Here is a 25,971-nt window from a genome sequence, read left to right as displayed (position 1 = left end):
TCAGGAGAATGGATCCGCTCGCCGACCCGGTGAGCGTTTCCGGTTGTGGCACCGGGTGTCGGGGGGTCAGTGGTGTTGGGTTGCCGAGGTGCGGGCGTATCGGGGGAATTCGGTGGTTTGGTTGCCCAACGTGAGTAGGCGGTATGTGTAGCGGGCCGCGCTTTCCAGGTTTTGGGCTTTGCGTAGTGCGTCCTGGGGGGATGTGCCCACCGTGGAGCAACCGTGGTGGGCCAGGATTACGCAGTCGCTGTGGCGGGTCGCGGTTGCCGCGGCTTCGGCCAGTTCGCGGGAGCCGTTGGGGTGGAACGGCACACGTTCGATCACGGGGGCGTACGCGATGTGGTCGAGGGTGAGTTGCCGGATGCGCTCGCCCATGGCGTCGACGAGCACGGCGTATTCGGGATGCACGTGCACCACCGCCTCGACGTCGGGTCGGGCCAGGTAGGTGTGTTGGTGCAGGCGCCATTCGCTGGACGGTGCCGCCGAACCCGCGTCGCCCGCGAGCGGCTCGCCGTCGAGGCGCACGATCGCGAAGTCCCGTTCGGTCAGCCGGTCGAGCCGGCTGCCGGCAGCCGTCACCGCGAAGGTGTCGGTGCCGGGCAGCCGGGCGGACAGGTTGCCGCCGCTCGCCAGGACGAGGCCGCTGTCCACGCACTGCCGGCCGGCGTCGACCAGGGCCGCGAGGATGTGCTTCGCCGTCATCGGGGTCCGCGTCCCTCGCCGCCCGCCGGCGCGGACGCGGCCTCGGCGACACGCGCCGGGGTCAGCGTGGCCCGGTCCACGAGCAGGGTTCGGGACAGCCGCAACATCGCGGCGCCGACGACGGCGTACCGATCGTCGTCCAGCGTCTCCAGGTCGCTCACCTTGGCCAGCCCCACGGTACGCCGCGCCGCCTCGCAGCCCGCGAAGCCGAACGCGTCGGCGAGGACGGCCGGCAGCCGCCCGTCGAGGTAGGCGTCCGGGTAGCGCTCCGGCGCGCGCCGCCCCGGCCAGTGTCCGCGCAGCCGTGCCGTGAACGCGTCCCAGCTCGTCGTGAGTGTCCCGAACAGGGCCTCTGCACGCCCCTGTTCGCCCAGCGCGGCGGCCCGGGTGCCCGCGAAGAGCAGGTTCGCCCACAACATGCCGAGGTCGAACCCGATCGGCCCGTAGCACGCGAACTCGGGGTCGAACGCCCGCACCGACAGGTCGCCGTCCCGCGCGTTGCCGCGAACGAAGACGCTGCCGGTGTGCAGGTCGCCGTGCAGCAGGGTTTCCTGCGTGGTGAGGAACGTGTGTTTCATCGCCATCGCGGCGGCCGACCACGCCCGATCCGCCCGCAGTTCGGCGTAGAGCGCGTCGAGCGCCGGGCGCACCGAGTTGCGTTCGGCGCCCAGGAAGGGCTCGGTGAACACCAGATCCTCGGTGATCTCGCACAGTTCCGGATTGATCGCGGCGGCGGCACGGGCACGGAACTCGGCCTCGGTGAGGCTGCCTACCGAGGTGCCGAACGCGACGTCGGCGAGGTATTCGGCGAGTCGTTCGGCGACGCCCTCGTGTGCTCCGCCGGCGTTGAGCCGGGTGCGGAACACCTCGTGGTCGGACAGGTCTTCGAGCGCGAGCACATACCCGTCGGGGTCGAAGTCGAGGAGACCACAGACGTGTTCGGACAGTGCGCCGTGGATCCGCAGGGCGGCGGCCTCCCGCACCGCACGCTGTTCGGTCATCGGCCATTCCGGGCCGACGAGGCGTACATACGGCAGCGCCTGCTTCAGCACCAGCCGTCGGCCCGCGGCGTCCGCGCAGACGAAGACGAGGTTGAGGTTGCCGTCGCCGACCTCGGCGACGGTGAGCGTCGTCGGGTCGATCAGGTCGCGCAGCGTGGCGCGTTCGGCGATGTAGGCGGGGACCTCGGCGGAGGTCAGGATCCGGTCAGCCATGGGTGCGCTCCGCGATCGCCGGTGCGGTGGTGGGGACTTCGGGGCCGGCTCCGACCCGAGAGTCGGAGCCGGGTGTCGCCGCGGCGGCCCGGCGGCGCCGGCCGCGGCGCAGCGAGAAGGACATCAGCAGGGCGAAGATGAGCACGAGCCCCTTGATCAAGTCCTGTGTGTAGTAGGGCAGTCCGCGCATGGTCAGGCCCTGGAGGATCAGCCCGATGAACACCGCGCCGACGAACGTGCCGAGCGCGTTGGGCTTCTTGGCGCCCAGCACCGCGTAGCCGACAAGGGTCATGGCGACCGCGTCGAGCAGCGAGGAGTCGCCCGCGGTGACGTCGCCCTGCCGCAGGCGCGAGGCGAGGATGATGCCGGCGGTCGCGGCGAGTACGCCCGAGATGGCGTAGGCGGCGAACTTGTAGCGCTTGACCCGGGTACCGGCCAGGCGCGCGGCCTCCTCGTTGCCGCCGACGGCGTAGAACACCCGTCCGTGGCGGGTACGTTGCAGGAAGACCCACAGCAGCAGGGCGATGACGAGGAAGAGGTGGACGGAGTAGGGGATGCCGAACAGCTTGTCGCCGTCGATGGCGGTGAAGTCGTCGGTGAACCTGCCCTTGACCACGGTGCCGTCGCCGAGCTTCATGCCGGTGGTCAGGGTCTGGCCGTCGACGAGCCAGCGTTTGAGGCCCTGGATGGTGAACATGGTGCCGAGGGTGGCGAGCAGCGGCGGGATGTTCAGGAACACGATGAGGGTGGCATTGACACATCCGACGAGCAGGCCGACCAGGAGGCAGATGACGATCGCGCTCGGGCCGGTGAGTTCGTAGTGGATCATCGCCTCGGCGGCCACCGTGACCGACAGGCCGGTGACCGCGCCGACCGACAGGTCCAGGTCGCCGACGATGGCGGTCAGCGTCATCCCGAGCGCGGCGATCGCCGCGACCGCCTGGATCTGCAGGATCGACACCGTGTTGTCCCAGGTGCCGAAGCCCGTCGTGGTGGCGGAGAACGCGATGTAGAGCGTGACGCCCACGAGGATGATCCCGTAGCGGACCACGAAGTCGCCGAGCGCGGCCGGGAACGCGGCCGGAAGTGGGGTCCGCCGCGCGGTCGATGTCGAGTCGCGCAGATTCATGCGTGGCTTTCCTTTCCGGCTGCGCTCGGCGCTGCCTCCGAGGGCGGTGGTGACGGGGTACGGCGTACGCTCATCGCCGCGATGAGGCGTTCGCGGCCGGCGTCGCTCAGGGCGAGGTCGGCGGTGATCCGGCCGCGGTCGAGCACCACGATGCGGTCGCCGACCTCCAGGGCCTCGTCCACGTCGGAGGTGGCGACCAGGACCGCGGCGGTCGCGGCGAGTTCGCGCACGGTGGCGCCGATGTCGTGGCGGGCGTTGATGTCGACGCCGCGGAACGGTTCGTCGAGCAGCAGTACCCGCGGTTCGCCGAGCAGCCAGCGGCCGATGACCACCTTCTGCTGGTTTCCGCCGGACAGGGTCTCGATCGGCGCGTCGGGGCCGGCGGCCACCACGCCGAGGTCGCGCATCATCGTCGCGGTGGCCCGGCGTTCGGCGCCGGTGCGCATCAGGGTGCCCCGGGTGAACGTGCTCACGAAGGGCAGGGTCAGTTGGGAGCGGATCGGCCAGCCGGGGATGATCGCCTGTTCGTGGCGGGATTCGGGAACGAGGTAGACGCCGCGTTTGATCGCGGCGCCGGGATACCCGGGATCGAAGGGGCGACCGTCGAGGGTTCGCCGGCCCGCGCCGATCGACGTGGCGCCGAAGATCCATTCGAGCAGTTCGGTCTTGCCACTGCCGAGCAGACCGAGCAGCACGGTGACCTGGCCGCGGTGCAGTTCGAGGTCGAGGGGGTGCGGGTCGTCCTCCTGTAGGCGGACCCCTTCGAGCGCCAATACCGGCTCCCCCGGCGGGAGTTCGGCACGCTCGGACTCGGCGGGGGTACGGTCGAACAGGGCGGTCAGTACGGTCGTCCAGTCGAACCCCCGCCCGGGTATGGGCTCGAACTCGCCCTGCATGGCCCCGTCGCGCAGGACGCCGACGCGGTCGCACAGTTGGTCGATCTCGGCGAGTTTGTGGGTGACGAACAGGACGGTCATGCCGTCCGCGGCGAGCGCGCGCACCAGGTCGAACAGGCGCGCGCTCTCCTCCGCGGACAACGCCGAGGTGGGTTCGTCCAGGATCAGCAGCCTGGGTTTGCGGGACAACGCCCGGGCCAGGACCAGGAGTTGCCGCTCGGAGACGCCCACGTCGCGCACCGGTGCGCGCAACGTCTGCCGGTCGAAGCGCAGGCCCAGGGTGGCCGCGACCTCGACGGCCTGGGCCTCGGTCCGACGCCGGCTGAACAGGATGGGCGAGGATCGGTCGCCGAGCCGGTCCAGCGCCAGGTTCTCCGCGACGGTCATGTCGAGGATCACCCCGTCGTTGGGGTTCTGGTGCACGGTGCCGATGCCGCTGCGCTGGGCGGCGAGCGGGTCGGGGAAGACCACGACTTCGCCGTCGCGCAGGATCTCGCCCCCGTCCGGGGATTCCGCGCCCGAAAGAATCTTGATGAGCGTGGACTTGCCCGCGCCATTGGCGCCCATCAGGCCGTAGATGTCACCCGCGCCGATGCGGAGGCCGACCCCGCGCAGCACCCGGTTCGGGCCGTAGCTCTTCGAGATGTCCCGCACTTCGAGGACGGTGTCCCGGTGGCGGTCTCGGCGGTCTTCGCGTCGGTCGTCTTGTCGGGGCTGCACGGGGCCTCCTTTCCGGTTTCGACCGAGGGTGGGTCAGGCGCCCGGCCGGATCGGGGTGATCCACGGCGCCCCGAGCACGTCCGGGGTGGCCAGTTCGGGCAGTGCCTTGCGCAGCGTGTCCATGTTCGTCACGCCGTTCGCCTTGAGCGTGTCCTGGGTGATCAGCGTCGCGGGGATGGTCATCTTCTGCGGCAGGTCGACCTTCCCGGCCGCCGCGATCGAGGCCCGGGCCACGACCGCGCCCACGTTCGCCGGGTCGGTGGCGGCGGTGGCCCGCCACGGGCTGCCGGCCTCGGTCATCAGCTGGATGTCGGCGGTGGAGACGTCCACGCCGTAGACCTTCACCTTGTTCGTCACGCCGTTCTGGCGCAGCGCGATCAGCGTGCCCTTGGCGAGTTCGTCGTAGGCGGCGAACGCGAGCGTGGTGTCCGGGGCGGCCGACAGCGCCGCGGTGCCCTCGGTCGCGGTGTCGGCGGCCACCGACTCGGTGTACTTGCCGAAGCGCGCCTTCTGGGTGAACGTCGGGTTGTCCTTGAGGAACTGCTGGTACACCTTGTCGCGGGAGTCGAGCGGCGCGATGCCGGACACGTTGACGTAGGCGAGCTTGCCGCCCGAGGGGTTGTCCTGCTTCATGTAGCCGAGGATCTTGTCGGCGATCGAGGCGTCGTCCTGCGATATGTAGGTGGCCTTGCAGTTGGAGATCGCCACGTCGTAGACGACGACCGGGATGCCCTTGGCGATCGCGTCGTCGATCTTGGGGTTGACCGAGTCGGCGAGGCCGTGGTCCACGATGATCACGTCGGGCTTGGCGTTGATGGCCTGGTCGAGCTGGCTGACCTGGGTCGCGTTGTTGCCCCGCGCGTCGTACACGGTGACGCTGCCGCCGGCGGCCTTGATCTGCTTGGTCGCGCCGTCGCCCCACTGCTCGAAGTAGTCGCCGACGCCGGATTGGCGGACGAGCGCCACCTTGAAGTCGCCCTTGAGGCCGGCGGGCTTGGCCTCGGGCAGTTTGCGCGCGTTGTCGACGGTGCGCTGCGTCGCGCAGTTGCCGGCGCCGCCGGCGGCACCGGACGCGCCGGGCTCCGCCTTCTTGTCGTCGGTGCTCTGGGAGCAGGCGGCGAGCAGGGACATTCCGACGGCGGCGGCCCCGATCACGCGAATGGCCTTGGATCTCATGGTGTTCTCCTCACTCGGTGGTCTCGGCCACGACCGGCCGGTCCGCGGGGGTGTCATGCACGGGAGGTGTCGCCGGCAGGGGTGTCGCCCGCCGCGACGTCGATGACGCGCGTGTCGGTGACGATCGCCGTGATCAGGTCGGCGGGTGTCACGTCGAAGGCGGGATTGAGGGCGGTGGCGTCGGGCGGGGTGACCCGTACACCGTGGAAGAAGCGGACCTCGGCGCCGCCGCGATCCTCGATCTCGATCGCGTCGCCGTTCGGGGTGTCCCGGTCGATCGTGGTCTCGGGGGCGACCACCAGGAACGGCACCCCGGCCCGAGCCGCGGCCAAGGCCACCGCGAACGTGCCGATCTTGTTCGCCGTGTCGCCGTTGGCGGCGATCCGGTCGGCCCCCACCAGCACCGCGTCGACGCCGCCCCGGGCCAGCGTGATCGCCGCAGCCGAGTCCACGATCACGTCGTACCGCGCGCCCATGCGGCCCAGTTCCCACGCGGTCAGCCGCGCACCCTGGAGCAGCGGCCTCGTCTCGCACGCGATGGCGCGCACCAGTCGGCCGTCGCGGTGCAGCTTCGCCACCACGCCGAGCGCCGTGCCGTGCTCGACGGCGGCGAGCGCGCCGGTGTTGCAGATGGTCAGTACGGTCAGCGCGGCCCGGTCCGGAACCAGCCGCGCCAGCGCGTCGGTACCCCGTTCGGCCATCGCGACGCAGGCCGCGATGTCCGCGTCCCGTACCCGCAGCGCGGCGTCCAGGGCGGCGAGCGGGCCGCCCTGCTCCAGGGCGGCGAGCGCGGTGTCCACGCCGTAGGCGAGGTTGACCGCCGTGGGCCGGGCCTCGCGCAGTTCGGCGATGGCCTGCCGGGCCCGGTCGGCCGGCAGGTTCTGCGCGGCGAGCGCGACGCCCAGGGCGCCGGCCACGCCGAGTGCGGGGGCTCCGCGTACCGCCAGTCGTTGGATCGCGTCCACCAGGACGTCGAGGTCGTGGATGTCGAGTTCGACGAGGCTGTCGGGCAGCAGGGTTTGGTCGACCAGCCTGATGAATCCCCTGCCGGGTTCCCGCTCGGCGTCGTCGGCGGGAATCCAGTCGATCGTGCGCATCCGCCGCGTCTCCGTCTCTTCGTGGGACGACCCGTCGATGCCTCCGCGGGTCGTCCTCATGATCCGAGTGCGCCGAAGTTGTCAGACAATTCGAAGCGTGTCAAGATGTCCGACATGGCGACCCAGACACGGCGGCCGCTGGCCGACGACATCGTTCGGGAACTCAAGATCGAGATCCGCGACGGCGTCCATCCCGCGGGGGCACGGTTGCCGACCGAGGCCGATCTGTGCAGGCGGTTCGGGGTCTCGCGGGCCACGGTGCGCACCGCGCTCAAGGAACTCGACGTGCTCGGCCTGATCCGCACCCAGCAGGGCGCGGGCACATTCGTGCGCACCCGCCCCGCGGTGCGCGACGGCCTGGAACGCATGGGCTCGATCACCGAGTCGATCCGGCGCAGCGGCAAGGAACCCGGGCACGAGTACGGGCGGCGCACGCTGCGCCAGGTGCTGCCCGACGAGGCCGAACGCATGGGTGTTCCGTCCGACACCGAGGCGCTGGAACTGCGCCGCCGGGTGACCGCCGACGGCGACGTGGTCGCCTACTCCTACGACGTGATCCCGCGCGGCCTGCTGCCGGCCGCGTTCGATCCGGAGGAGCTGAGCGGGTCGTTGTTCGCCTATTTCGAAACCGAGTTGGGCATCCATCCGACGCTCGGCCTCGCGAAGGTGCACGCGGTCTCGTCGGCGCACATCGCGTGGGGTCCGGACGCGGCCAAACACCGCCTGTTCGTGCTGCTCGACCAGTTGCACTACGACGACGACCACCGGCTGCTCGCATACTGCAAGACGTATTTCGTCGAGGGCTCCTACGAGTTCCAGCTGGTACGCACGGCCTGACCGCGCCGGCACGGCGGCCCGACCGCACGGCGCCCGGGGCGAACCCGCGAGCGCACGAGCGGCGGCCTCTCGAAGCCCAACCGCGCAAGCGCACGGCAACGAGCGGGTACGCGCGCGCAGTTCCGCGCGTACCCGCCCAACTCCCCCTACCGTGCCCGTTCGTGGGCACGGTAGGCACTCACACGACCCGTTCGCTGCCACCGTCCACGGGGATCTGCGCGCCCGTGGTCGCGGCGAAGTCGTCGGAGCACAGCCGGGTGACCGCCTGCGCCACGGTGGTGCTGCTCACCTCGGTACGCAGCAGGTTGCGCCGCTTGTACTCCTCGACCGTCATGCCGTAGTCGGCGGCGCGCTTGGCCAGGATCTCGTCGGTCCACAGGCCGGTGTCGAAGACCGCGTCCGGGTGCACCACGTTGACCCTGATGCCGTCGGCGGCCCACTCCAGCGCGGCCACCCTGGACAACTGCGTGACGGCCGCCTTGGACGCCGAGTACGCCGCCGCGCCCGGCCCGGGCGCCGGCACGTTGCGGGACGCGATCACCACCACCCGGCCGCCGCGTGGCGCGAGCGCGAGCAGTGGGTGGGCCTCGCGGAACAGGAGGGCGACGGAGTCCACGTTGACCGCCATCGAGGTGCGCCACGCGTCGGCGTCCAGCGCGGAGATCGGCGCGCCCGCCTTGAACACGCCCGCGCTCGCGACCACCATGTCGAGGCCGCCGAACCGCTCGACGGCGGCCCGCAGGGCGCTTTCCACGGCGGCGCGGTCGGTGACGTCCACAACCTGACCGAGGTATCCGGCGCCCGGCAGGGTCTGCGTGACGCCGGCGTCGAGGTCCCAGCCGACGACGCTCGCGCCGGCCGCCGCCAGCGCCTGTGCGCACGCCCTGCCGATGCCCGACGCGGCCCCGGTGACCAGCGCGACCTCGCCGGCGAACGCCTGCGGCGCCCCGGCCCGGCGCAGCTTGGCCTGCTCCAGGTCCCAGTATTCGAGGTCGAAGATGTGCTCCTCGGACGCGGGCCGGTAGCCGCCGAGGCGTTCGCCGACGGTGATCACGTCCATCGTGTGCCGGTAGATGTCGCGGGCGACGTCGGTGTCCTTGGCGCTGCCGCCGACCGTGAGCATGCCCAGGTCGGGGTCCAGCACGATCCTCGGCGCCGGGTCCAGCGGCTTCAACTCGGTGCCGCGACGCCGGTGATGGCGTTCGAAGTACTCCCGGTAGCGGTCGGCGTAGCCGGCCACGTCACGGCCCACCAGCGGCACCCGCTTGGTGCGGATGACGTGGTCGGGGGTCGCCGGGCCCCGCGAGGCGACCTCGGCCAGGTCGGCCCGCGCGACGAACCTCGCCGTGTCCTCGTCGGCGTGCCGGGCGACGATCATCGGCCGGCCCGCGGCCTCGCTGATCTCCCGGCGCAGCAGGGCGAGTTCGGCGCTCGTCGGGCGTGCCGGCGCGGGGGCGGGGGCGGGCGCGGCGTCGGTGTGTTCGGCCAGTCGGCGCTCGGCGCGGGTGATCAGGTCCAGGTGGCGCTCGTACGCCTCGCGAGTGTCGTCGCCGAAGGTGAACAGGCCGTGGTTGAGCAGTACGAGGCCGATGGTCCCGGCGTGTGCCTGGTCGCGCCACACCTCGGCGCAGCGCACGGCGAGATCGAAGCCGGGCATCACGTACGGGACGATCGCGACGTCGTCGCCGAACACGTCCCGGATCACCGCCTCGCCGTCGGCGAGGTTGGTCAGGGTCAGGATCGCGTCGGCGTGGCTGTGCTGTACTGCGCGGTGCGGCAACATCGCGTGCAGCAGCGCCTCGACGGAGGGGTCGGGGGCGGACGCGTCGAGCAGTGCGCAGCGCAGTTCGTTGACCATCTGGGCGTCGCTGAGCGCGCTGACGGTGAGCAGTTCGCGCAGCCGGGCCAAGCGCAGCGGGGCGAACCCCTCGGGGCCGATCGAGGCCAGGTCGTGGCCGCTGCCCTTGACGTAGAGCACCTCGACCGGCGCGCCGGTGACATCGGCGATCTCGGCCTTGACGGAGGTGTTGCCGCCGCCGTGCAACACGAGTGTGGGTTCGCCGCCGATCAGCCGTGAACCGTAGGCGCACTGCCCCAGGGGACCGTCGCCGGCGTCCGCGTCGGACCATCGATTGCGCATGGGTGCACCGTCCTCGTCCTGGTATTCATCAGACCAACCAAGCCAATTTGTCTGACAACCTAGGAGCTGTCGTGCCCACGGTCAATACGCCGGCCCGGAAGGCCGGGTCCGCCCGGGCACCACCGCACCGCGAGCGAGGTACGCACCGGTTCACGTCGTACGAAGTCCGCCGCGGCCTGCTCGGGTGCGGGGCCGCGGCGGTTCGGTCGGGGTGGGTCGGACGCGGAGGAGGGCCTTGATGGCGCGGCGTTCGTCCATGGCGCGGTATGCCTCTGCGGCCTGGTCGAGGGGGAGCGTGGGGCCGAAGACCTTCGATGCTGTCGCCCTGCTCCTTCGTTCACGTGCTGTGGCGGAGGCAACAGCGGCCGACATGGCCGAAGCACAGGCCGAGAGCCGGCTGGCACGGTTGTGGACGGAACACAGGATCAACGAGGAGTACTGCGCCTCCTACTTCGCGAGGCTTCGAACGATGGCCGAACTCGCAGCGGCACGCCATCTCCCCGCCGCGACCTGACCACCGGGTTCGAAGGCGGACTCGGACCGTCCCACCGCCCCTGCCGGTGGCCGTGTTCGTCGCCCGGGCCTGACCGGCCGGGAGGTCGGCGCGCACCCGTTCCTCGGCGCCGGCAGCGTGAAACCCGGGTCACCCGCCTACTCGTAACGCTCGCCGTCTCCTACCGCGCGAGCACCGCCCGCCGCCCGGGCAACGAGGCACCGGAGCAGCGGCCCCTCGCGGTCCACCCCTTCGGGTCGGTAGGGCCGAGGCCCGCGTCGAGCCGGCGCCCGCCTCCGGCTTCCCCGGTGCCGGACACGGGCCGCCGTCCCCGCTCGATGGCGATTCAGTCGAGGTCCGGCATGAGGGGCGAGCCGTGCTCCTCGACGGCGAGGGCCACGACCCGCAGGAGGGCGGCCAGGTCGCCCACCTGCTTGCCGGTCAGGGGTGCCAGCAGACCGGTCTCGGCCGCCCGCTGGTCGTCGATCACCGCCGCCCACGTCTCGGCGCCCCGGGGGGTCAGGCCGACGAGCAGACTGCGGCGATCCTCGGCCGCATGCTCACGCGTGATCAGGCCCGCCGACTGCAGGCGGTCGAGGCGGCTGGTCAGCGTCGCGGGATGGACGCCGAGCCCCCGGGCCAGGCGGGTGGGCGCCATACGGTACGGCTCGCCCGCCGAGCGCAGGCGCCACAGGATCTCGTACTCCCACAACTTCAGGCCGTGCCGCGCCAAGGCGGCCTCCTTCTCCTGCTGCAGGTGTCGCACGAGCATCTGCATGCGGGTGATGGCGCCCTCCAATTCCGGTTCCAAGCCCGGGACTTCGTGCTCCCAACGGAGGATGTGCCGGTCGATCGAGTCTTGTGTCCGCGCCGATTGCGCCGCCGCATGCCGTGCTGTCACAGGGCCACCCTACCCTCCGGAAATTATTATTTCAGATATTTTGAAATCGTAGTACTGTCCGAACCCATGACGACCTTCACCCTCGCCGGCCGCATCGACGAACACGTCGTCGACAGTGTGCTGTTGCGCGGCAACCCCCTCGGCGACCCGACCCGACGCCCGCTGTGGGTCTACACCCCACCCGACTACGACGAAGCGCCCCAACGCCGCTACCCCGTCACGTATCTGCTGCTCGGCTACGCCGGTACCCTCCCGGTCTGGGGCAACCGCACGGCCTTTCGCAAGCCGGTCCCCGAACTGATCGACGAGATCTTCGCTCGCGGCGAGGCACCCGGGATGGTGCTGGTCTTCGTGGACGCCTGGACCACGTACGGCGGCAGCCAGTTCATCGACTCGCCCGGCACCGGCCGCTACCACTCCTACCTGTGCGAGGAGATCGTGCCGTACGTCGACGCCCATTACCGCACCCTCCCCGAGCGCGACCACCGGGCCATCGCGGGCAAGTCCAGCGGCGGACTCGGCGCCGCGATCACCTCGATGCTCCGCCCGGACCTGTTCGGCGCCTTCGCCACCCACTCCGGCGACTCGCTGTCCGAGGCCCAATACCAACCGCACTTCCTCACCGCGGCCCGCCAACTACGGCCCTACGGCGGCGACATCCTCCGCTGGTGGGCCGACTTCCGCTCGCGCGTCGCCTTCACCAGGGAAGAAGACCTGAACCTCCTGGAGATCCTCGGCGTCTCCGCCTGCTTCTCCCCCGGCCCCGACGGCTCCCCCACCCTCCCCTTCGACCCCCGCACCGGGGCTCTGCGCGAGAGCGAGTGGCAACGCTGGCTGGCCTGGGACCCGGTACGCATGGCCCCCGCGCACGCCGACGCCCTCCGCTCGCAGCGCGGCATCCGGATCGACGCCGGCACCCGCGACGAATGGTTCCTCGACCTGGGCGCACTGGCCTTCCGCAACGCGCTCACCGACATCGAAGTCCCCGACGACATCGTGTACTTCGAGTTGTTCGAGGGCGGCCACCACGCCGTCGAACACCGCATGCCGCCCGCCCTGGCCTGGTTGGCACACCGCGTCACGGACCACCCCTGACCGTCGGCGCCCGGCGCGGCTTCATAATGGCGTCATGTCGCTCACCGGAACCGACGCGTACCGGGACGCCGACGCTCTCCCCCCTCTGGTCCGGCGGGCGGTGGAGGCGGCGCGCCGGCACGGATTCGCGTTCTCCTGCAGGCCCGAACAGGGCCGCCTGTTGCAGGTGTTGGCCGCCGGGGCCACGCACCGCATCGGCGAGACCGGGACCGGATACGGCGTCGGCCTGGCGTGGTTGGCCTCCGGCGCGCTCCCCGGCACCAGGCTCGTCAGCGTCGAACGCGACCCGGACAGGGCGCGCGTCGCGGCGGAGGTCTTCCGGGACTGCGATCACGTCGACGTCTTCCCCGGCGACTGGCGGCGCATCGCCGACCACGGCCCCTACGACCTGCTCGTCCTCGACGGCGGAGGCCAGGCCAAGGGCAACGGCGCCGCCGATCCCGCCCACCTGCTCACCCCCGGCGGGACGGTCGTGATCGACGACTTCACCCCCACCACCACGTGGCCGCCGTACTTCGACGGCGCGCTCGACCACCCCCGCCTGCACTGGCTCGAACACCCCGAACTCCGAGCCACCCAACTCCGCCTCGCGGCAGACCTCGGCGTAGTCGTCGGAACCCGACTCCCACCCCGCTGACGCCACCGCGCCACGCCGACTCGGCCGCACCGCAGGCGGCGCGCGAGCCGGTCAGCCGGTGAAGAACGCGCCGACGCCGTACTGTTCCTGGCGAGCGACGAATCCTCCTACTTCACCGGCTCGATCCTTTACCCCGACGGGGGATTCAACGCCCCCAGCCACTGACCCCTCCCCCGCCGGGTACGGAGCCGACGTTTTCACTCCCCTGGAGCAACACCGCGCCGGCAACCGGATCGAGCGCGGACCGGGGCCGGGTCCGGGCCGGAGGTCGGAGGCCGGCGTGAAGCTCCCGTTTCCGCCGACCGCCGACGCTTCCTCCGCACACGCGGTCCGTTCGTCGGACCGGGGGGATGGACCGACGCCGGATCGCGCGGGCACCGGCCACCGGAGCAGCCGGCACACCCATACGCCTACCCCCGTCACCCGGAGCGATACTCCGCCCGGGTGACGGGGGTAGGCCGCGAAAACGCCGCGGATGCCCGCCGAAGGCGCCGAGCAGGCGCCCCGGATTCGTACGTCCGCCGGTTCCGCGGGGCCGCGCCGGCAGCCTCGGGGGCACACTGGGGAGATGGACGTTCTCGCCGCCCACGGCCACATCGACGTGCCGGGTGGGCGCCACGTCGAGGTGGACGTTTGTCTGCACGACTGGCCCGCGGCCGACACCGACTACCCGTTCACCTGGAACGCGGTACTCACCGGCGGCCCGAAACTCGCCGTCGGCACCGAGGGTGAACTGCACATCGACACCGAGAACACCGACCACGGCCACCCCTGCGTCGTGATCGCGAGCACCGACCACCACATCCAGGTCCGCGGACACGAGAACCACGCGCGCGCCCTCGCCCCGGGCCGCGAGAACCCGCCGCCATCGGCTACCGCGTTCGAGTGAACCGCCCCTGCACCCGATCCCCCTGAGCATCCGTGTCGTTGGGCCGTAAAGAGGCGCCCAACGGGCACTCTCGGCCTCGCAAACCGGACCCCGGGTCCTCGCGCTTGCATCCCGCGAGGACCCGGCCGGACCACCCCGCGAGGACAACCCCCGCCGGGCCCGCCGTACCCACCAGCGGACCCGACGGGGTGCCGCGCGCTTCGGCTCGCTCGCTCCGGGGACGAGCGAGCCGAAGCGCAGCCGGTCACGCCCGGTGCCCGGCGACGGCGGCAGCCAACCGGCTCTCCAACGCGCAGCCACAGTTTCCGCGGCGCCTGCTCCGACCAGCGCCGCAGGGTCGCCTCCTCGGCCGGGTCGGCGGCCGGGGGCGAGACGAAGTCGGCGAGGAGGACGAGTGCGCCGGGATTTGCGTATTCGGTGATCACGGTGCGCCCGTCGCGGCCCGGCGCGCCGGCTCCGAGGCAAGCCGCTCCGGTGGGCGCAGGGAGCTGCGGCCCTCGTTCCAGGCGGTGAGCAGGTGCGCGGCGAGCCGGTCCTCCACGACGCCGCCGGCCCGGATCCCGAAGACCACATCGTCCTCGAGGTCGGGTTCGTGCTCCAGCAGCGCCGCCACCACTTCGCGGCGCATGAGCTGTTCGTGGACGGCGTCCGCCTCGACGTGTTCGGTGTAGAACAGGGCGCACGCCGGGTCCGCGACGTTCAACCGTTCCAGCGCCGCGGCAAGGCGGGCCGCACCGGGTGGCGAGCCGATCTCGATGGCCGCGAACTGGCCCACGGCCATGCCCCGGTGCGCCCGGTGCAGTCCGAACAGTGACATGAGGTTGACCACCGCCAGCATCGGCGCGGGCACCCGGTCGAGGTAGAAGCCATACGTCGGATCGAGCCCGAGTCCGCGCATGAGGTCGGCGAACAGCCGCGCGTGCATACGTTCGGCACGGCCGCCGCCGTACTCGTCGAACTCGACGGTGACCACACCCGCCTTGGCGCGTCCGGTCAGGCGCGGGATGAGCCACGCCTGGGGGTCGGCCTCCTTCAGGTGGTAGAGCGAGCGGTGCACGACGTACTCGCGGAACTGCTCCAGGTCACCGCGCTCCAGGAGGTGGCGGCTGACCCCGGTGCCGTCGAGGGGCTCGATCAGCAGCGGCGCGAGGGCATCGTCCACACCGCCATCGGCGTCGACGTTCTCCCGCAGTGCGCACAGGAACGACTTCTCCAGTCGCGCACGCAGACGCAGGAGGTCGGGGTCCCATTCCCAGCGCGGATCGACTCCCGCGAACGCGCGATAGTGCAGTTCATAGCAGGCGTACAGGGCGAACTGGAGGTCCTCGCCGAAGCCGTCGGCGCCGGAGTCGGGGTCGGCTCCGGCCGGCGCCCGTACGCCCGTCCCGGCCGGTTCGGCCAGAGCCGCGAGAACCGCGCGGGACAGCGGCCCGCGAGGGGTGGGCAGTATCGGCGTGGTCATCCGTCCTCCCCGGCCGTCGGTGGGGTAGATCGTGGCTCCGGTGGGAGCCGATGGGCTCGGTGGCTGGTGTCGCACCACGGCGGGCGACGGGTTCGGCGGCACGTGCACAGAGCCACCACGCTCCGGTCGGAGAAGGCCGTACTCCCGTCGGCAAGCTCCACCTCCACGGGCCCCTCGACCAGCATCGGGCCGCCGTCGACGACCGTGATCCTGCGGGTGTCACTGTGGGAAGTCGCCACGGATGACCACCAACTCCTCCTCGCGACAGCCCGGCTCGATCAGGCCGCGCTCCTCCAGGAAGGCCGCCCGCGCGGACAGGACGGGACCGAACGGCTCCAGGCTGCGGGCGACCACCCGGGCACGCAGGCCGACGGCTTCGAGCAGCCCCAGCGTCGTCCCCACGCCGCACAGCGCGGAATGCACGACCAGGAGCGTGCCCTGGGGCTTCAGGTGGCGCGGCACCTGGGTACACAGCCGATCCAGCACGAGCCGCCCGTCCGTACCGGCGTCCCAGGCCCGCGCCCGCCCGCGCGGAGCGGCGTTCTCCTCCCGCGTGGGCACGTACGGCGGATTCGCCAACACCACGTCGAACGTCCGGCCGGCCACGGGTTCCAACAGGTCGCCGCGACGTACGCTGACCCGGCCGCGACGCCACGCGCTGTTCAGGCGAGCCGCCCACACGGCCTGGCGGGAGATGTCGATCGCCGTGACCCGACAGCCGGGGGACGTCGCGGAAGCCGCCGCGAGCGCCACCGCCCCGGTCCCGGTCCCGACGTCCAACACCTGATCGGCTCGATGCAACCCCTGCTCGACGAACGCCGACGCCAGGAGTTTCGTGTCCGCCTGAGGTCGATACACACCGGGCAAACGAAGCATTCTCATCGTCGTCGGCTGCCCCCGGGGAGCCCCGACAAACTCCATGATCCTCGCGCCGACGGGATCGCACCGGGTGGGCGCCCGTGCACGTATCCGCCCGATGCCCGCCGCGCATGGGCCGGAGCCCTGCGGGTAGCGGGCGGATCGCGCGCCCGCACGGGCGACGGCCACGCCACCGACCGCCCCATGGTCGTGCTCGAAAGGACCCGCGATGAGTAAACCGGCCAAGGACACTGTCCCGCCCCCGCCCCCGCAGCAGCAGAGCGCGCCGGGCACGACCAGGCAGATGACGCCGTCCCCTCGGGACGAGATGGCCGACTACCGGGGCAGCGGGCTCCTCGACGGCAAACGGGCGTTGATCACGGGCGGCGACTCGGGTATCGGGCGCGCCGTGGCGGTCGCCTTCGCCAAGGAGGGCGCCCACGTCGCCGTCGCGTACCTGTCCGACCAGGAGGACGAGGACGCCGCGCACACCCGACGGCTGGTGGAGGCAACCGGGCGCACGTGTGTACTCCATCGCGCCGATCTGTCCATCGAACGCAACTGCCGGGAGATGGTCGAGCGCACCGTGGCCGACCTCGGCGGGCTCGACATCCTCGTCAACAACTGCGGCACCCAGAACCCGGTCGACGACCTCGAACAACTCGACAGCGCCCAGTGGGACCACACGTTCCGGGTGAACATCCACAGCTTCTTCTGGACCACCAAGGCCGCCCTGGCCCACCTCCCGTCGGGCGGCAGCGTGATCAACACGTCGTCGATCAACGGGCTGCGCGGAAACAAGACACTGATCGACTACTCCGCGACCAAGGGCGCGATCCTCGCGTTCACCTACTCCCTGGCCCAGTCCTTCCAGGAACGGGGTATCCGGGTCAACGCCGTCGCCCCCGGACCGGTCTGGACCCCGCTCATCCCGGCCACGTTCCCGCCGGAAAAGGTCGCCTCGTTCGGAGAGCAGACACCCATGGGCCGCGCCGCACACCCCGACGAGATCGCCCCGTCCTACGTCTTCTTCGCCTCCGGCCGCCTGTCCGGCTACTACTCCGGCGAAGTCCTGGCCCCCATCGGCGGCGAAACCCTCCCGGGCTGACCCCGCCGTACGGCACGAACGGCCGCCCGGCCGCTCGGTCGCTCGGTCGCTCGGTCGCTAGGCGGACGTCCCGGTTCGGCGGATCGCCTTGCCCACGAGGACGTCCGTGCGGCGGCCGTCCTCGATGACGAACCTGCCGTCGATCAGGACGTGTGGGATACCCGTGGGCAGGACGCGCGGGTTTTCGAACGTCGAGCCGGCCGCGACCGTGTCCGGGTCGAACAGGACCAGGTCGGCGCGGTATCCCTCGCGGACCAGACCCCGGTCGGGCAGGCCCAGTCGGGCCGCCGAACGCGAGGTCAGGTGCGCCACGCACTCCTCCAGGCTCAGCACCCCCAACTCGCGGACGTAGCGGCCGAGGTACTGCGGGAAGGTGCCGTACGCGCGCGGGTGTGGCTTGTCGCCCTGAAGGATTCCGTCGCTGCCGCCGGTGTGGACCCGGTGGCGCATGATCTGCCGAACGTTCTCCTCGTGCCCGACGTGCTGGAGGATCGTCGAGCCGAGCCGGTCGCCGATGAGCAGGCGTCGGGCGGTGACCCACGGCTCCTCGCCGTGCTCGGCGGCGCTGCGGGCGACGGTCTTGCCCACGTACGCCTCCAGACCCGGATCGGTGATGCCGGACATCTCGATCGTGTCCCACTCGATGGGGACACCGTGGCAGCCGTCGGAGCCGATCTCCTCCAGGTGGTGACGGATGCGCTCGGCCTCGGCGTCGTCCCGGAGCCGGGCCAGGGTCGCTTCGGGGCCGCCCTCGCTCGCCCAACTCGGCAGCACGGCGACGAGCGTCGTACAGCCGGGGGTGTAGGGATATGTGTCGAGGGAGATGTCGCAGCCGTCGTCCAGCGCCGCGTCCAGCAGGGCCAGGAGGTCGGGGGCCCGGCCCTTGTTCACGCCGAAGTTCATCGTGGCGTGGGCCAGGTGGAGCGCGCAGCCGGCCGCCTTCGTGAGTTGCACCATCTCCTCGTACGCCTGCAACGCCCCGGCTCCGTACGAGCGGTGGTGCGGGCAGTAGTAGCCGTCGTATCGGGCGACGACGCGGCACAGTTCGGTGAGTTCGGCGTCGTCCGCGTACATCCCGGGCGTGTAGGTGAGCCCGGACGACATGCCGACCGCGCCCTGCTCCATGCCCTCGGCGACGAGCTGTTTCATCCGGGCTAGTTCGGTGTCGGTCGCGGGGCGGCCGTCCCACCCCATGGCGTACATGCGCAGTGTGCCCTGCGGGATCAGGTAGGCCGCGTTGACCGCGATGCCCTGCCCGCCGAAGTTGCGGTCGAGGCGGTCGAGGTAGCCGCCGACGGTGCGCCAGTCGAAGTCGATGTCGGAGCCGTCGCCGTTCCAGCCGGTGATCGACCTGCGCACCTCGGCGAGCGTACGGTCGTCGACGGGCGCGTACGACAGGCCGTCCTGGCCGAGGACTTCGAGCGTCACCCCCTGTGCGGCCTTGGCGGAGTGGTCCGGGTCGCGCAGCAGCGCGAGGTCGCTGTGCGCGTGCATGTCGATAAAGCCCGGCGAGAGCGCGAGCCCGCCCGCGTCGAGGGTGCGCCGCCCGGACAGCCGGGGACCGCCCGCACGCCGGATCTCGCTGATCCGGCCGCCGTCCAGACCCACATCGGCCCGGTAGGACGCGCCGCCGGCGCCGTCGATGACGCGTGCATCACGAATGACGAGGTCCATGCGACGGCTCCTAGAACAGGGTGTGGATGTAGTCGGTCACGGTGCCGTCGGCGGTGACCAACGGGATCAGCTGCCATTTGTCGAAGGACGTACACGGGTGCGACAGGCCCATCCCGAGCCAGTCGCCCACCTCCAACTCGGCGTCGGCGTCGGTGGTGATCCAGCCGTGCTGGTCGGAGAGGCCGGTGACGGCGATGCCGGCGGCGGGACGCGTCGAGCCGTCCCGCGCGGAGCGCACCACCTGTGCTTCCGGCAGGTCGAGGTCGTACGCGGCGTCGCGCTTGCCGGCGTTGACGAACGCCTGTGTCGCGGACGGGCGGGAGACGACCTGGGCCCACAGGCGGAAGGCCGGCTGGAGGACGCCCTCGTCGGGGACCCGGTTGAACGGCGTGAGGTGGCGATAGTGGCCGTCGTCGTGCGAGACGTACGCTCCGGAGCGCAGCAGTTTCAGGACCGGGCGGGACAGCGCGGGAAGCTCGGCGAAAACGTCGGCCACTGCGTCGAACCAGGCGCTGCCGCCCGCGCCGAGCACGATCTCGTCGAGCTGCTCGAAGCGGCCCCGCTTGTCGAACTCGGCGGCCAGGGACGTCAGTCGGCGCAGCCACGCACGCACGCGGTCGCCGTCGGCCCGCGGCACCTCGCCCTCGTAGCCGGCGACGCCGACGAGGCGCAGGACCGGGGAGGCGGCGACCGCGTCGGCGATCTCGGCGCACTCGCTCTCGGTCCGGGCTCCGGTGCGGGCGCCCTCGCCCGCCGCGAGTTCGACGACCACGTCGACCGGGCGGCGGGCCCCGGCGGCGCGCAGCGCGGCGTCCATCAACGCGACGCCGCGCACGGAGTCGACGTAGCACAGGAACCGGAAGTCCGGGTCCGCGTCGAGTTCGGCGGCCACCCAGCGCAGCGCCGCCGCGTCGACCACCTCGTTGGCGAGGAAGATCCGCGGGACGCCGAACGCGCGGGCGACCCTGGCCTGGTGCGGGACGGCCACCGTGATGCCCCACGCGCCGTGCTCGAGTTGGCGGGCGAACAACTGCGGCGCCATCGACGTCTTGCCGTGCGGGGCGAACGCCAGGCCGTGCCGTCGTGCGTACGTCTCCATCAGGGCGAGGTTGTGCTCGACGGATTCGGCGGACAGGGCCAGGACCGGCGTGGTGAAGCCGCCGGTGAACAGGTTGCGCCGCTCGGCGGCCAGTTCGCCGACGGTCAGGCCCTCCGCGTCCGGCGGCAGGCCCTTGAAACGGTGGTCGACACGCTCGTCCGCGAGCCTGGCGAGCCGTCCGACGGCGTTGTCGACGGCCATGGGCACCTCCGGAGTATCGTTGCATCCTGTGCAACGGCCATTGCGTATATCGCTCGCTGCTGTCTAACATCCGAGCCAACGCCGGGTCAATGGTCGGCGTCGCGCGGCCGTCGACGAGGCGGATGCGACCGCCCGATGATCTGCGATCATCCGATGAACCAGGAGCCCGAGCGATCGTGAGCGTGACCGCACCGGCAACCGTCGACGTCGTCTGCCTCGGCGAGTCCATGGTCACGTTCGTGCCCACACGCTCCGGTCGCCTCGCCGACGTTCCGTCCTTCGAGCGCGGCATAGGCGGCGCCGAGTCCAACGTGGCGTGCGCGCTGGCCGCGGCCGGGCACCGTACGCGCTGGCTCAGCCGGGTCGGCACCGACGGCTTCGGCGACCACCTCGTCGAGGCGGTCGCGGCGTACGGGGTCGACACGTCGGCCGTGCAGCGCGACCGGCTCCGCCCGACCGGCATCTACTTCCGCACCGCGGGCGAACGCGCCGTCGGGACCGGCGACCGGGCCGGAACCGACGCTGCGCCCGCAGCCGTCGCGGTCGCCACGGAAGCCGAACCCGTCGCGGAAGTCCTCTACTACCGCGCCGGCTCCGCGGCCTCCGCCATGTCGCCCCGCGTCGTCCCCGACCGGGACCTGTGGTCGGGCCGCATCCTGCACGTCTCGGGCATCACCGCCGCCCTCTCCGACGACTGCCTCGCACTCCTGGGCGAGGCGACCCGCCGCCGGCCCGGTCGGCCCCTCGTGTCCTTCGACGTCAACTACCGCGTGAACCTCTGGGACGAGCGCCGGAGCGTGGCGGCCGACCCCACCGTCCTGCTCGACCTGGCGCGCGGCGCCGACCTGGTCTTCGTCGGCGAGGACGAGGCCGCGGCCGCGTGGAACATCCGCGGCGCGAACGCGATTCGGGCCGCGCTCCCCGAGCCGGGCGTGGTCGTCGTCAAGCAGGGCGGCGCGGGCGCCACCGTCTTCACCGACGACGGGCCGTCGGTGTTCGTACCGGCCCTCACCGTCGACATCGCCGCTCCCGTCGGCGCGGGCGACGCCTTCGCGGCCGGGTTCCTGTCCGCGACCCTGCGCGGTCTGCCGGTACGCCGGCGCATCCGCCACGGCCACCTCATGGCCGCCGCCGCCCTCACCGTCGCGGGCGACCTCGCCGTCCCGCCGCCGCGCGCCGTCGCCGATCGCCTCGCGGCCCTGGACGACGCGGCCTGGGGCAGACTGCGTCTCGGCCCCGGCTGGACCGAGGCCACCGCCACCGGGGCGGACCGGGAGGTATGTACGCCATGAGCCAGACCGTCGACCGCGCGCTGAGCATCCTGCCGCTGCTGGCCCAGGGGCCCGCGGACCTCGGACAGGTCGCCGAGCGCCTCGGCGTCCACAAGTCCACCGCACTGCGTCTGCTCCGCACCCTGCACGAGCACGGTCTCGTCTACCGCCAGCAGGACCAGCGCTACCGCCTCGGCGCGCGCCTGTTCGCGCTCGCCCAGGAGGCCGTCGAGAACCTCGACGTCCGCGAGATCGCGCACCCGCACCTGGTCGCGCTCAACGAGCAGTGCGGGCACACCGTGCACCTCGCGGTGTACGAGGAGAACGAGGTCCTCTACATCGACAAGGTCGAGAGCCGCTACCCGGTGCGGATGTACTCGCGTGTGGGCAAGCCGGTCGCGATCACCGTCGCCGCCGTCGCCAAGCTGCTCCTCGGCGACCTGCCCGAGCCCGAACGGCGCGCCATCGCCGAGCGGCTCGACTACCCCATGTACACGTCCCGTTCGATACCGAACGCCGCCGCGTTCCTCAGGGAACTGGCGACCGTCCGCGAACAGGGCTGGGCCACCGACCTCGGTGGCCACGAGGAGTCCATCAACTGCATCGCGGCCCCCGTCCGCGGTGCGGACGGTCTGGTCGTCGCCGCCATGTCGGTCTCCGCGCCGAATGTCGTCGTCACCGCCGAGGAACTCCTGAGCCTGCTCCCGCTGGTCCGCCGCACCGCCGACGCCATCACGCGGGAGTACTCGGGCACCGCCCACCCCCCGCGCTGACCGCCCGACGACCGCGCGATCAGCGCCCGATCACCGCCCCGACCACGAAGGCATGTTCATGACCGACAAGCTCGAAAAGACCGCGATCACCCCCGCCACGCACACCGCGCCGCCCGCCAAGTTCTCCCACGGCGTGCGCAAGGGCAACATCCTCCAGGTCGCCGGCCAGGTCGGGTTCCTCCCGGCCGTCGAGGGCCAGGCGCCCACCCCCGCCGGTCCGACCCTGCGCGAGCAGACCCTCCAGACCTTCGCCAACGTCAAGGCGATCCTGGAGGAGGGCGGCGCGAGCTGGGACGACGTGATGATGATGCGCGTCTACCTGACCGACACCGGCCACTTCGCCGAGATGAACGAGATCTACAACGCGTACTTCGAGGAGCAGGGCCTGACCGCGCCCGCCTCCGCCCGCACCACCGTCTACGTCGGCCTCCCCGCGGGTCTGCTCATCGAGATCGACGCGCTCGCCGTTCTCGGCTGAGCCCCCTTGCCCCGATCGTTCCCGGCTGTCCCCCACGGCACGGCGCCCTCCTCCCCCATGGCGCCGTGCCGCGGTCCCCCTGCCCCACGCGCCCGGAATCCATGAGGTCCCCTCCGTGCTGTCCACGCTGCCGGCTTCGACGCCGCCCCCGAAGTCCCCACCGCACACCGGCGGTCTGCTGCTCCTGTTCGACGGCACGGCCGCCCTGCTGACCGTCGCGACGCTCGGCATCGCGCTCCTTCTCTACCTGATCATCAAGGTCAGGCTTCAGCCGTTCGTCGCGCTGCTCGCGGTTTCCATAGCCGTCGGCCTCGGCGCGGGGCTGTCCGTCACCGAACTCTTCGGTACCGTCCAGAAGTCCGCCGCCGTCTCGGTCATCGAGTCGGGCATGGGCGGCATTCTCGGCCATGTGGCGATCATCATCGGCCTGGGCACGATGCTCGGCGCGATCCTCGAGGTGTCCGGCGGCGCGGAGGTGCTGAGCACCCGCCTACTGAACCTCTTCGGCGAAAAGCGCGCGCCGCTCGCCATGGGCCTGACCGGCCTCATCTTCGGTGTCCCGGTCTTCTTCGACGTCGGCATCTTCGTACTGGCGCCGATCGTCTACGCCGCCGCCAAGCGCTCCGGCAAGTCGATCCTGTTGTACGCGATGCCGCTGCTCGCCGGTCTGTCGATGACCCATGCGTTCCTGCCGCCGCACCCCGGACCCGTGGCCGCGGCGGGGCTGTTCGACGTCTCGCTCGGCTGGGTCATCCTCATGGGCGTCGTCGTGGGCATCCCCGCCGTGCTGGCCGCCTGGGCGTACGCCGCGTGGATCGGCAAGCGCATCTTCGTCGACGTCCCGCACGACATGGTCGAGGCCGCCGCGGAGGCGAAGGCCGCCGTCGCCGCCGAGCAGGCCGCCTCGGGCATCGAGCCGCCGGAGAAGCCCGTCGCGCTCGGTACGGTTCTCGCCATCATCGGCACGCCGCTCATCCTGATCCTGGGCGCGACGTTCTCCTCCATCGCCTTCGACCCGTCGACCGTGCGTTCGGTCATCGAGTTCTTCGGCAACCCCTTCGTCGCCCTGACGATCGCGCTGATCCTCGCGTACTACCTGCTCGGCATCCGCAGGGGCTGGTCCCGCAAGTCACTCGAAACGGTGTCGACCGCCTCGCTCAAGCCCGTCGGGAACATCCTGCTGGTCGTGGGCGCGGGCGGGGTCTTCGGCGCGGTCCTCAAGGCGTCGGGTATCGCGAACGCGCTCGCGACGACCTTCGACAACGTCGGCCTCCCGGTCATCGTCCTCGCGTGGCTGATCTCGGTGGTCCTGCGCGTCGCCCAGGGTTCGGCGACCGTCGCCATCGTCGCCACCTCGGGCATCGTCGTGCCCCTGGTCGAGGGCCAGGACATGTCGCAGGCCCACCTCGCCCTGATCATCATGGCGATCTCCGCGGGCTCCATCTTCGCCTCCCACGTCAACGACGGCGGGTTCTGGATGGTCGCCAAGTACTTCGGCATCTCCGAGCGCGACACCCTCAAGTCCTGGACGGTCCTCGAAACCGTGCTGTCGGTGGCGGGCTTCGCGGTCGCGGCGTTGCTGAGCCTGGTGATCTAGCGGCGCACGTACGCGGGCCGCAGGCCGTCTTCCCGGAAACGGGAAGGCGGCCTTTACCGTCGACGGCTCGCGCACGGCGGTGACCGAAGGGGGCGCCGGCGGCCGGCGGTCGGTGGGCCGGTCGGCCACCCGGCACCTGCTCGGCCGGCGGCAAGAGGGCCTTCGGGGTGATCGTTGCCCGACCGCCGTTACCGGGTCGGGGACTTCGGTCCGTTCTCGGTCAGGCCCTGCAGTCCCGAGGTCAGGCGGCCCAGCAGTATGGGAAGGGCCTCGCGGTCGGATTCGGGCCAGTCGCGGGTGACTTCGGCGATGGCGTCGCTCCAGGCCGCCCAGATCCGGCGCAGCGTCTCCTCGCCGTGGTCGGTGAGTTCGAGGGCGGCGGCGCGGGCGTCGTCGGGGTCGGGGGTGCGTCGCACGAATCCGACGGCGACGAGTTCGGCGACCTGACGGCTGAGCGTGGTGCGGCCGACCTCCATCCGATCGGCGAGGTCGGACAGGCGTACCGGCTGGAAGTCGCCGATGCGGGTCAGGGCGAGCACGAGGTGGGTGGGGACCCGTACGCCGGCCTCACGTCCCACACGCTCGACGAGGCGGTCGTCGCGGGACACGCGCACCAGGTCGCGCAGGGGCGGGATGACCGAGCGCAGCCAGGCACCGTGCGGCGAGTCGCCGCCTATGGCGGCCTCGCTGAGTCGGGGGTGCGGGTCGGGTCGGGGGGTGGCGTCGGTCATCTGGGCTTCCCGGTCGCGTCGCGTGCTGCCGGGCGGCCCGGCGGGCCCACCCTAGCAAGATAGTTGCGTCAGTGTCGCAACTGTGGTTCGGTGCAGGGCCGGGCAAACCAGCGAAAGGAACCCGCCGTCATGAGCGACCGCGAGCAGCGGGCGAAGACCGTCGCGAACTTCTGGAAGGGCGTCGACAGCCACGACTGGGACCTCGTCGCGTCCACTCTCGCCGACGATTTCATCCGCATCGGCATGCGTGACAACGAGGAGGACACCTGCCGGGGCAAGGACGCGTACATCGCGTTCGTGTCCGGTGTGATCGGCCGCACCCGGGCCCACGAACTGCGGTCGCGCTTCACGTTCCTCAGCGACGACGGCCGCTACGCGTTCAACGAGGCCGTGGAGACCATCACGTACGCCGCCGGCGAGCAGCCGCTCGCGATGCGCTTCGCCAACTACCTGGAACTGAACGACGACGGACTGATCCGCAAGCTCGACATCTTCTGGAAGACGCCGCCCACGATGCCGCCGGACTGGATCACCGTCGACTCGATCATCGGCGACGACTCGGCGGCCGAGACGGCGTAGCGCCCGGAGGACGTGGCGACGCCGGGCACGTCCGGGGCTGCGGGGGCTCGACCGGGTCGCGGAACTCCCCTGCCTCCGGAGCGTGTTCGGGATCGGCGTCGGCCGACTCGACCTCGCCGAACCCGGCTTCGGCTCGATCACCCTGTGGCGCCCCGACGAGCCGGTCACCACGACCCCGGTCGACCAGTGGGCTTTCGTCGCCCGCAAACCCTGA

Annotated in this window: 25 protein-coding genes and 3 pseudogenes; 13 read left to right on the top strand and 15 right to left on the bottom strand. The window is 71.5% G+C overall.

Translation table 11 applies throughout. The features are described from left to right. Nucleotides 1-66: 66 nt before the first annotated feature. The 6 genes from ACWGR4_RS31185 to mtnA are packed head-to-tail and all read right to left on the bottom strand — an operon-like array spanning nucleotide 67 to nucleotide 6,934. On the bottom strand, nucleotides 67-702 hold the full coding sequence (locus ACWGR4_RS31185; RefSeq protein ID WP_452131298.1) for a class II aldolase/adducin family protein: 636 nt from the start codon (nucleotides 700-702) through the stop codon (nucleotides 67-69). Continuing rightward, entirely contained in the window at nucleotides 699-1,916 is a 1,218-nt protein-coding gene (gene mtnK / locus ACWGR4_RS31180) for an S-methyl-5-thioribose kinase (protein WP_452131297.1), read from the bottom strand. The genes ACWGR4_RS31185 and mtnK overlap by 4 nt, the downstream gene beginning before the upstream one ends. Further along, nucleotides 1,909-3,045 carry an ABC transporter permease gene (locus ACWGR4_RS31175; protein WP_452131296.1) on the bottom strand — a complete coding sequence of 379 codons (1,137 nt, stop codon included), beginning with the start codon at nucleotides 3,043-3,045 and terminating at the stop codon, nucleotides 1,909-1,911. Before ACWGR4_RS31175 ends, mtnK begins: the two co-directional genes overlap by 8 nt. Then, nucleotides 3,042-4,661: a sugar ABC transporter ATP-binding protein gene (locus ACWGR4_RS31170; protein ID WP_380006206.1), complete on the bottom strand. Its 1,620-nt coding sequence runs from the start codon at nucleotides 4,659-4,661 to the stop codon at nucleotides 3,042-3,044. The genes ACWGR4_RS31175 and ACWGR4_RS31170 overlap by 4 nt, the downstream gene beginning before the upstream one ends. Nucleotides 4,662-4,694: 33 nt before the next feature. Further along, nucleotides 4,695-5,837, bottom strand: coding sequence for a sugar ABC transporter substrate-binding protein (locus ACWGR4_RS31165; RefSeq protein ID WP_452131295.1), 1,143 nt, complete (start codon nucleotides 5,835-5,837; stop codon nucleotides 4,695-4,697). 53 nt (nucleotides 5,838-5,890) lie between these two features. Beyond that, nucleotides 5,891-6,934 (bottom strand): S-methyl-5-thioribose-1-phosphate isomerase, encoded by a 1,044-nt coding sequence (gene mtnA / locus ACWGR4_RS31160; protein ID WP_380006202.1) that lies wholly within the window; start codon nucleotides 6,932-6,934, stop codon nucleotides 5,891-5,893. Nucleotides 6,935-7,048: 114 nt separating this feature from the next. Here mtnA and ACWGR4_RS31155 point away from each other — a divergent pair, with 114 nt between their 5' ends. Further along, complete coding sequence (locus ACWGR4_RS31155) at nucleotides 7,049-7,771, top strand: GntR family transcriptional regulator (RefSeq protein ID WP_078982397.1); 723 nt, start codon at nucleotides 7,049-7,051, stop codon at nucleotides 7,769-7,771. Nucleotides 7,772-7,949: 178 nt separating this feature from the next. Here ACWGR4_RS31155 and ACWGR4_RS31150 read toward each other — a convergent pair whose 3' ends face one another. Continuing rightward, nucleotides 7,950-9,911: a bifunctional aldolase/short-chain dehydrogenase gene (locus ACWGR4_RS31150; protein ID WP_452131294.1), complete on the bottom strand. Its 1,962-nt coding sequence runs from the start codon at nucleotides 9,909-9,911 to the stop codon at nucleotides 7,950-7,952. A 222-nt stretch (nucleotides 9,912-10,133) separates the two neighbouring features. After that, nucleotides 10,134-10,238 (bottom strand): annotated as a pseudogene (locus ACWGR4_RS31145) (IMP dehydrogenase); the annotation flags it as partial. A gap of 43 nt (nucleotides 10,239-10,281) precedes the next feature. On the opposite strand from ACWGR4_RS31145, the gene ACWGR4_RS31140 reads away from it, so the two are divergent. Further along, nucleotides 10,282-10,425, top strand: coding sequence for a hypothetical protein (locus tag ACWGR4_RS31140; RefSeq protein WP_452131293.1), 144 nt, complete (start codon nucleotides 10,282-10,284; stop codon nucleotides 10,423-10,425). Nucleotides 10,426-10,750: 325 nt separating this feature from the next. Here the strand turns inward: ACWGR4_RS31140 and ACWGR4_RS31135 are convergent, their stop codons facing one another. Then, entirely contained in the window at nucleotides 10,751-11,215 is a 465-nt protein-coding gene (locus ACWGR4_RS31135) for a MarR family winged helix-turn-helix transcriptional regulator (protein ID WP_380006198.1), read from the bottom strand. Between the two features lie 156 nt (nucleotides 11,216-11,371). Between ACWGR4_RS31135 and ACWGR4_RS31130 the strand changes: the two genes are divergently transcribed. The 4 genes and pseudogenes from ACWGR4_RS31130 (at nucleotide 11,372) to ACWGR4_RS31115 (ending at nucleotide 13,926) form a co-directional block, all read left to right on the top strand. Then, nucleotides 11,372-12,400: an alpha/beta hydrolase gene (locus ACWGR4_RS31130; RefSeq protein WP_452131292.1), complete on the top strand. Its 1,029-nt coding sequence runs from the start codon at nucleotides 11,372-11,374 to the stop codon at nucleotides 12,398-12,400. Nucleotides 12,401-12,434: 34 nt separating this feature from the next. Further along, nucleotides 12,435-13,037 (top strand): O-methyltransferase, encoded by a 603-nt coding sequence (locus ACWGR4_RS31125; protein ID WP_452131291.1) that lies wholly within the window; start codon nucleotides 12,435-12,437, stop codon nucleotides 13,035-13,037. Nucleotides 13,038-13,106: 69 nt separating this feature from the next. Continuing rightward, a pseudogene (locus ACWGR4_RS31120) lies at nucleotides 13,107-13,202 on the top strand (SDR family oxidoreductase); the annotation flags it as partial. A 403-nt stretch (nucleotides 13,203-13,605) separates the two neighbouring features. Next, nucleotides 13,606-13,926, top strand: a complete 321-nt coding sequence (locus ACWGR4_RS31115; RefSeq protein WP_380006192.1) for a hypothetical protein — start codon at nucleotides 13,606-13,608, stop codon at nucleotides 13,924-13,926. Between the two features lie 421 nt (nucleotides 13,927-14,347). Here ACWGR4_RS31115 and ACWGR4_RS31110 read toward each other — a convergent pair whose 3' ends face one another. The 3 genes from ACWGR4_RS31110 to ACWGR4_RS31100 are packed head-to-tail and all read right to left on the bottom strand — an operon-like array spanning nucleotide 14,348 to nucleotide 16,264. Continuing rightward, nucleotides 14,348-15,388, bottom strand: a complete 1,041-nt coding sequence (locus ACWGR4_RS31110; protein WP_380006190.1) for an iron-containing redox enzyme family protein — start codon at nucleotides 15,386-15,388, stop codon at nucleotides 14,348-14,350. Further along, nucleotides 15,385-15,573 (bottom strand): CDGSH iron-sulfur domain-containing protein, encoded by a 189-nt coding sequence (locus ACWGR4_RS31105; protein WP_452130964.1) that lies wholly within the window; start codon nucleotides 15,571-15,573, stop codon nucleotides 15,385-15,387. The genes ACWGR4_RS31110 and ACWGR4_RS31105 overlap by 4 nt, the downstream gene beginning before the upstream one ends. Nucleotides 15,574-15,607: 34 nt before the next feature. Then, complete coding sequence (locus ACWGR4_RS31100; protein ID WP_380006188.1) at nucleotides 15,608-16,264, bottom strand: HemK2/MTQ2 family protein methyltransferase; 657 nt, start codon at nucleotides 16,262-16,264, stop codon at nucleotides 15,608-15,610. A 211-nt stretch (nucleotides 16,265-16,475) separates the two neighbouring features. Here ACWGR4_RS31100 and ACWGR4_RS31095 point away from each other — a divergent pair, with 211 nt between their 5' ends. Beyond that, complete coding sequence (locus ACWGR4_RS31095; RefSeq protein WP_452130959.1) at nucleotides 16,476-17,354, top strand: SDR family oxidoreductase; 879 nt, start codon at nucleotides 16,476-16,478, stop codon at nucleotides 17,352-17,354. A gap of 57 nt (nucleotides 17,355-17,411) precedes the next feature. Here ACWGR4_RS31095 and ACWGR4_RS31090 read toward each other — a convergent pair whose 3' ends face one another. Continuing rightward, on the bottom strand, nucleotides 17,412-19,028 hold the full coding sequence (locus ACWGR4_RS31090; RefSeq protein ID WP_452130958.1) for an N-acyl-D-amino-acid deacylase family protein: 1,617 nt from the start codon (nucleotides 19,026-19,028) through the stop codon (nucleotides 17,412-17,414). A gap of 10 nt (nucleotides 19,029-19,038) precedes the next feature. Then, nucleotides 19,039-20,328, bottom strand: coding sequence for an amino acid deaminase (locus ACWGR4_RS31085; RefSeq protein WP_452130957.1), 1,290 nt, complete (start codon nucleotides 20,326-20,328; stop codon nucleotides 19,039-19,041). A gap of 176 nt (nucleotides 20,329-20,504) precedes the next feature. Between ACWGR4_RS31085 and ACWGR4_RS31080 the strand changes: the two genes are divergently transcribed. The 4 genes from ACWGR4_RS31080 (at nucleotide 20,505) to ACWGR4_RS31065 (ending at nucleotide 24,447) form a co-directional block, all read left to right on the top strand. Beyond that, on the top strand, nucleotides 20,505-21,620 hold the full coding sequence (locus ACWGR4_RS31080) for a sugar kinase (protein WP_452130956.1): 1,116 nt from the start codon (nucleotides 20,505-20,507) through the stop codon (nucleotides 21,618-21,620). Further along, on the top strand, nucleotides 21,617-22,372 hold the full coding sequence (locus tag ACWGR4_RS31075) for an IclR family transcriptional regulator (RefSeq protein WP_452130955.1): 756 nt from the start codon (nucleotides 21,617-21,619) through the stop codon (nucleotides 22,370-22,372). The genes ACWGR4_RS31080 and ACWGR4_RS31075 overlap by 4 nt, the downstream gene beginning before the upstream one ends. A gap of 58 nt (nucleotides 22,373-22,430) precedes the next feature. Further along, nucleotides 22,431-22,850, top strand: a complete 420-nt coding sequence (locus ACWGR4_RS31070; RefSeq protein ID WP_380006176.1) for a RidA family protein — start codon at nucleotides 22,431-22,433, stop codon at nucleotides 22,848-22,850. A gap of 118 nt (nucleotides 22,851-22,968) precedes the next feature. After that, nucleotides 22,969-24,447 carry a GntT/GntP/DsdX family permease gene (locus ACWGR4_RS31065; protein WP_395795079.1) on the top strand — a complete coding sequence of 493 codons (1,479 nt, stop codon included), beginning with the start codon at nucleotides 22,969-22,971 and terminating at the stop codon, nucleotides 24,445-24,447. A gap of 188 nt (nucleotides 24,448-24,635) precedes the next feature. On the opposite strand, the gene ACWGR4_RS31060 is transcribed toward ACWGR4_RS31065, so the two are convergent. Next, entirely contained in the window at nucleotides 24,636-25,178 is a 543-nt protein-coding gene (locus ACWGR4_RS31060) for a MarR family winged helix-turn-helix transcriptional regulator (protein WP_452130954.1), read from the bottom strand. A 129-nt stretch (nucleotides 25,179-25,307) separates the two neighbouring features. Between ACWGR4_RS31060 and ACWGR4_RS31055 the strand changes: the two genes are divergently transcribed. Further along, nucleotides 25,308-25,757: a nuclear transport factor 2 family protein gene (locus ACWGR4_RS31055; RefSeq protein WP_452130953.1), complete on the top strand. Its 450-nt coding sequence runs from the start codon at nucleotides 25,308-25,310 to the stop codon at nucleotides 25,755-25,757. Between the two features lie 106 nt (nucleotides 25,758-25,863). Then, a pseudogene (locus tag ACWGR4_RS31050) lies at nucleotides 25,864-25,971 on the top strand (SAM-dependent methyltransferase); the annotation flags it as partial.

Source organism: Embleya sp. NPDC055664 (assembly GCF_053618075.1).
This window is presented reverse-complemented; position numbering and strand designations above follow the sequence as displayed.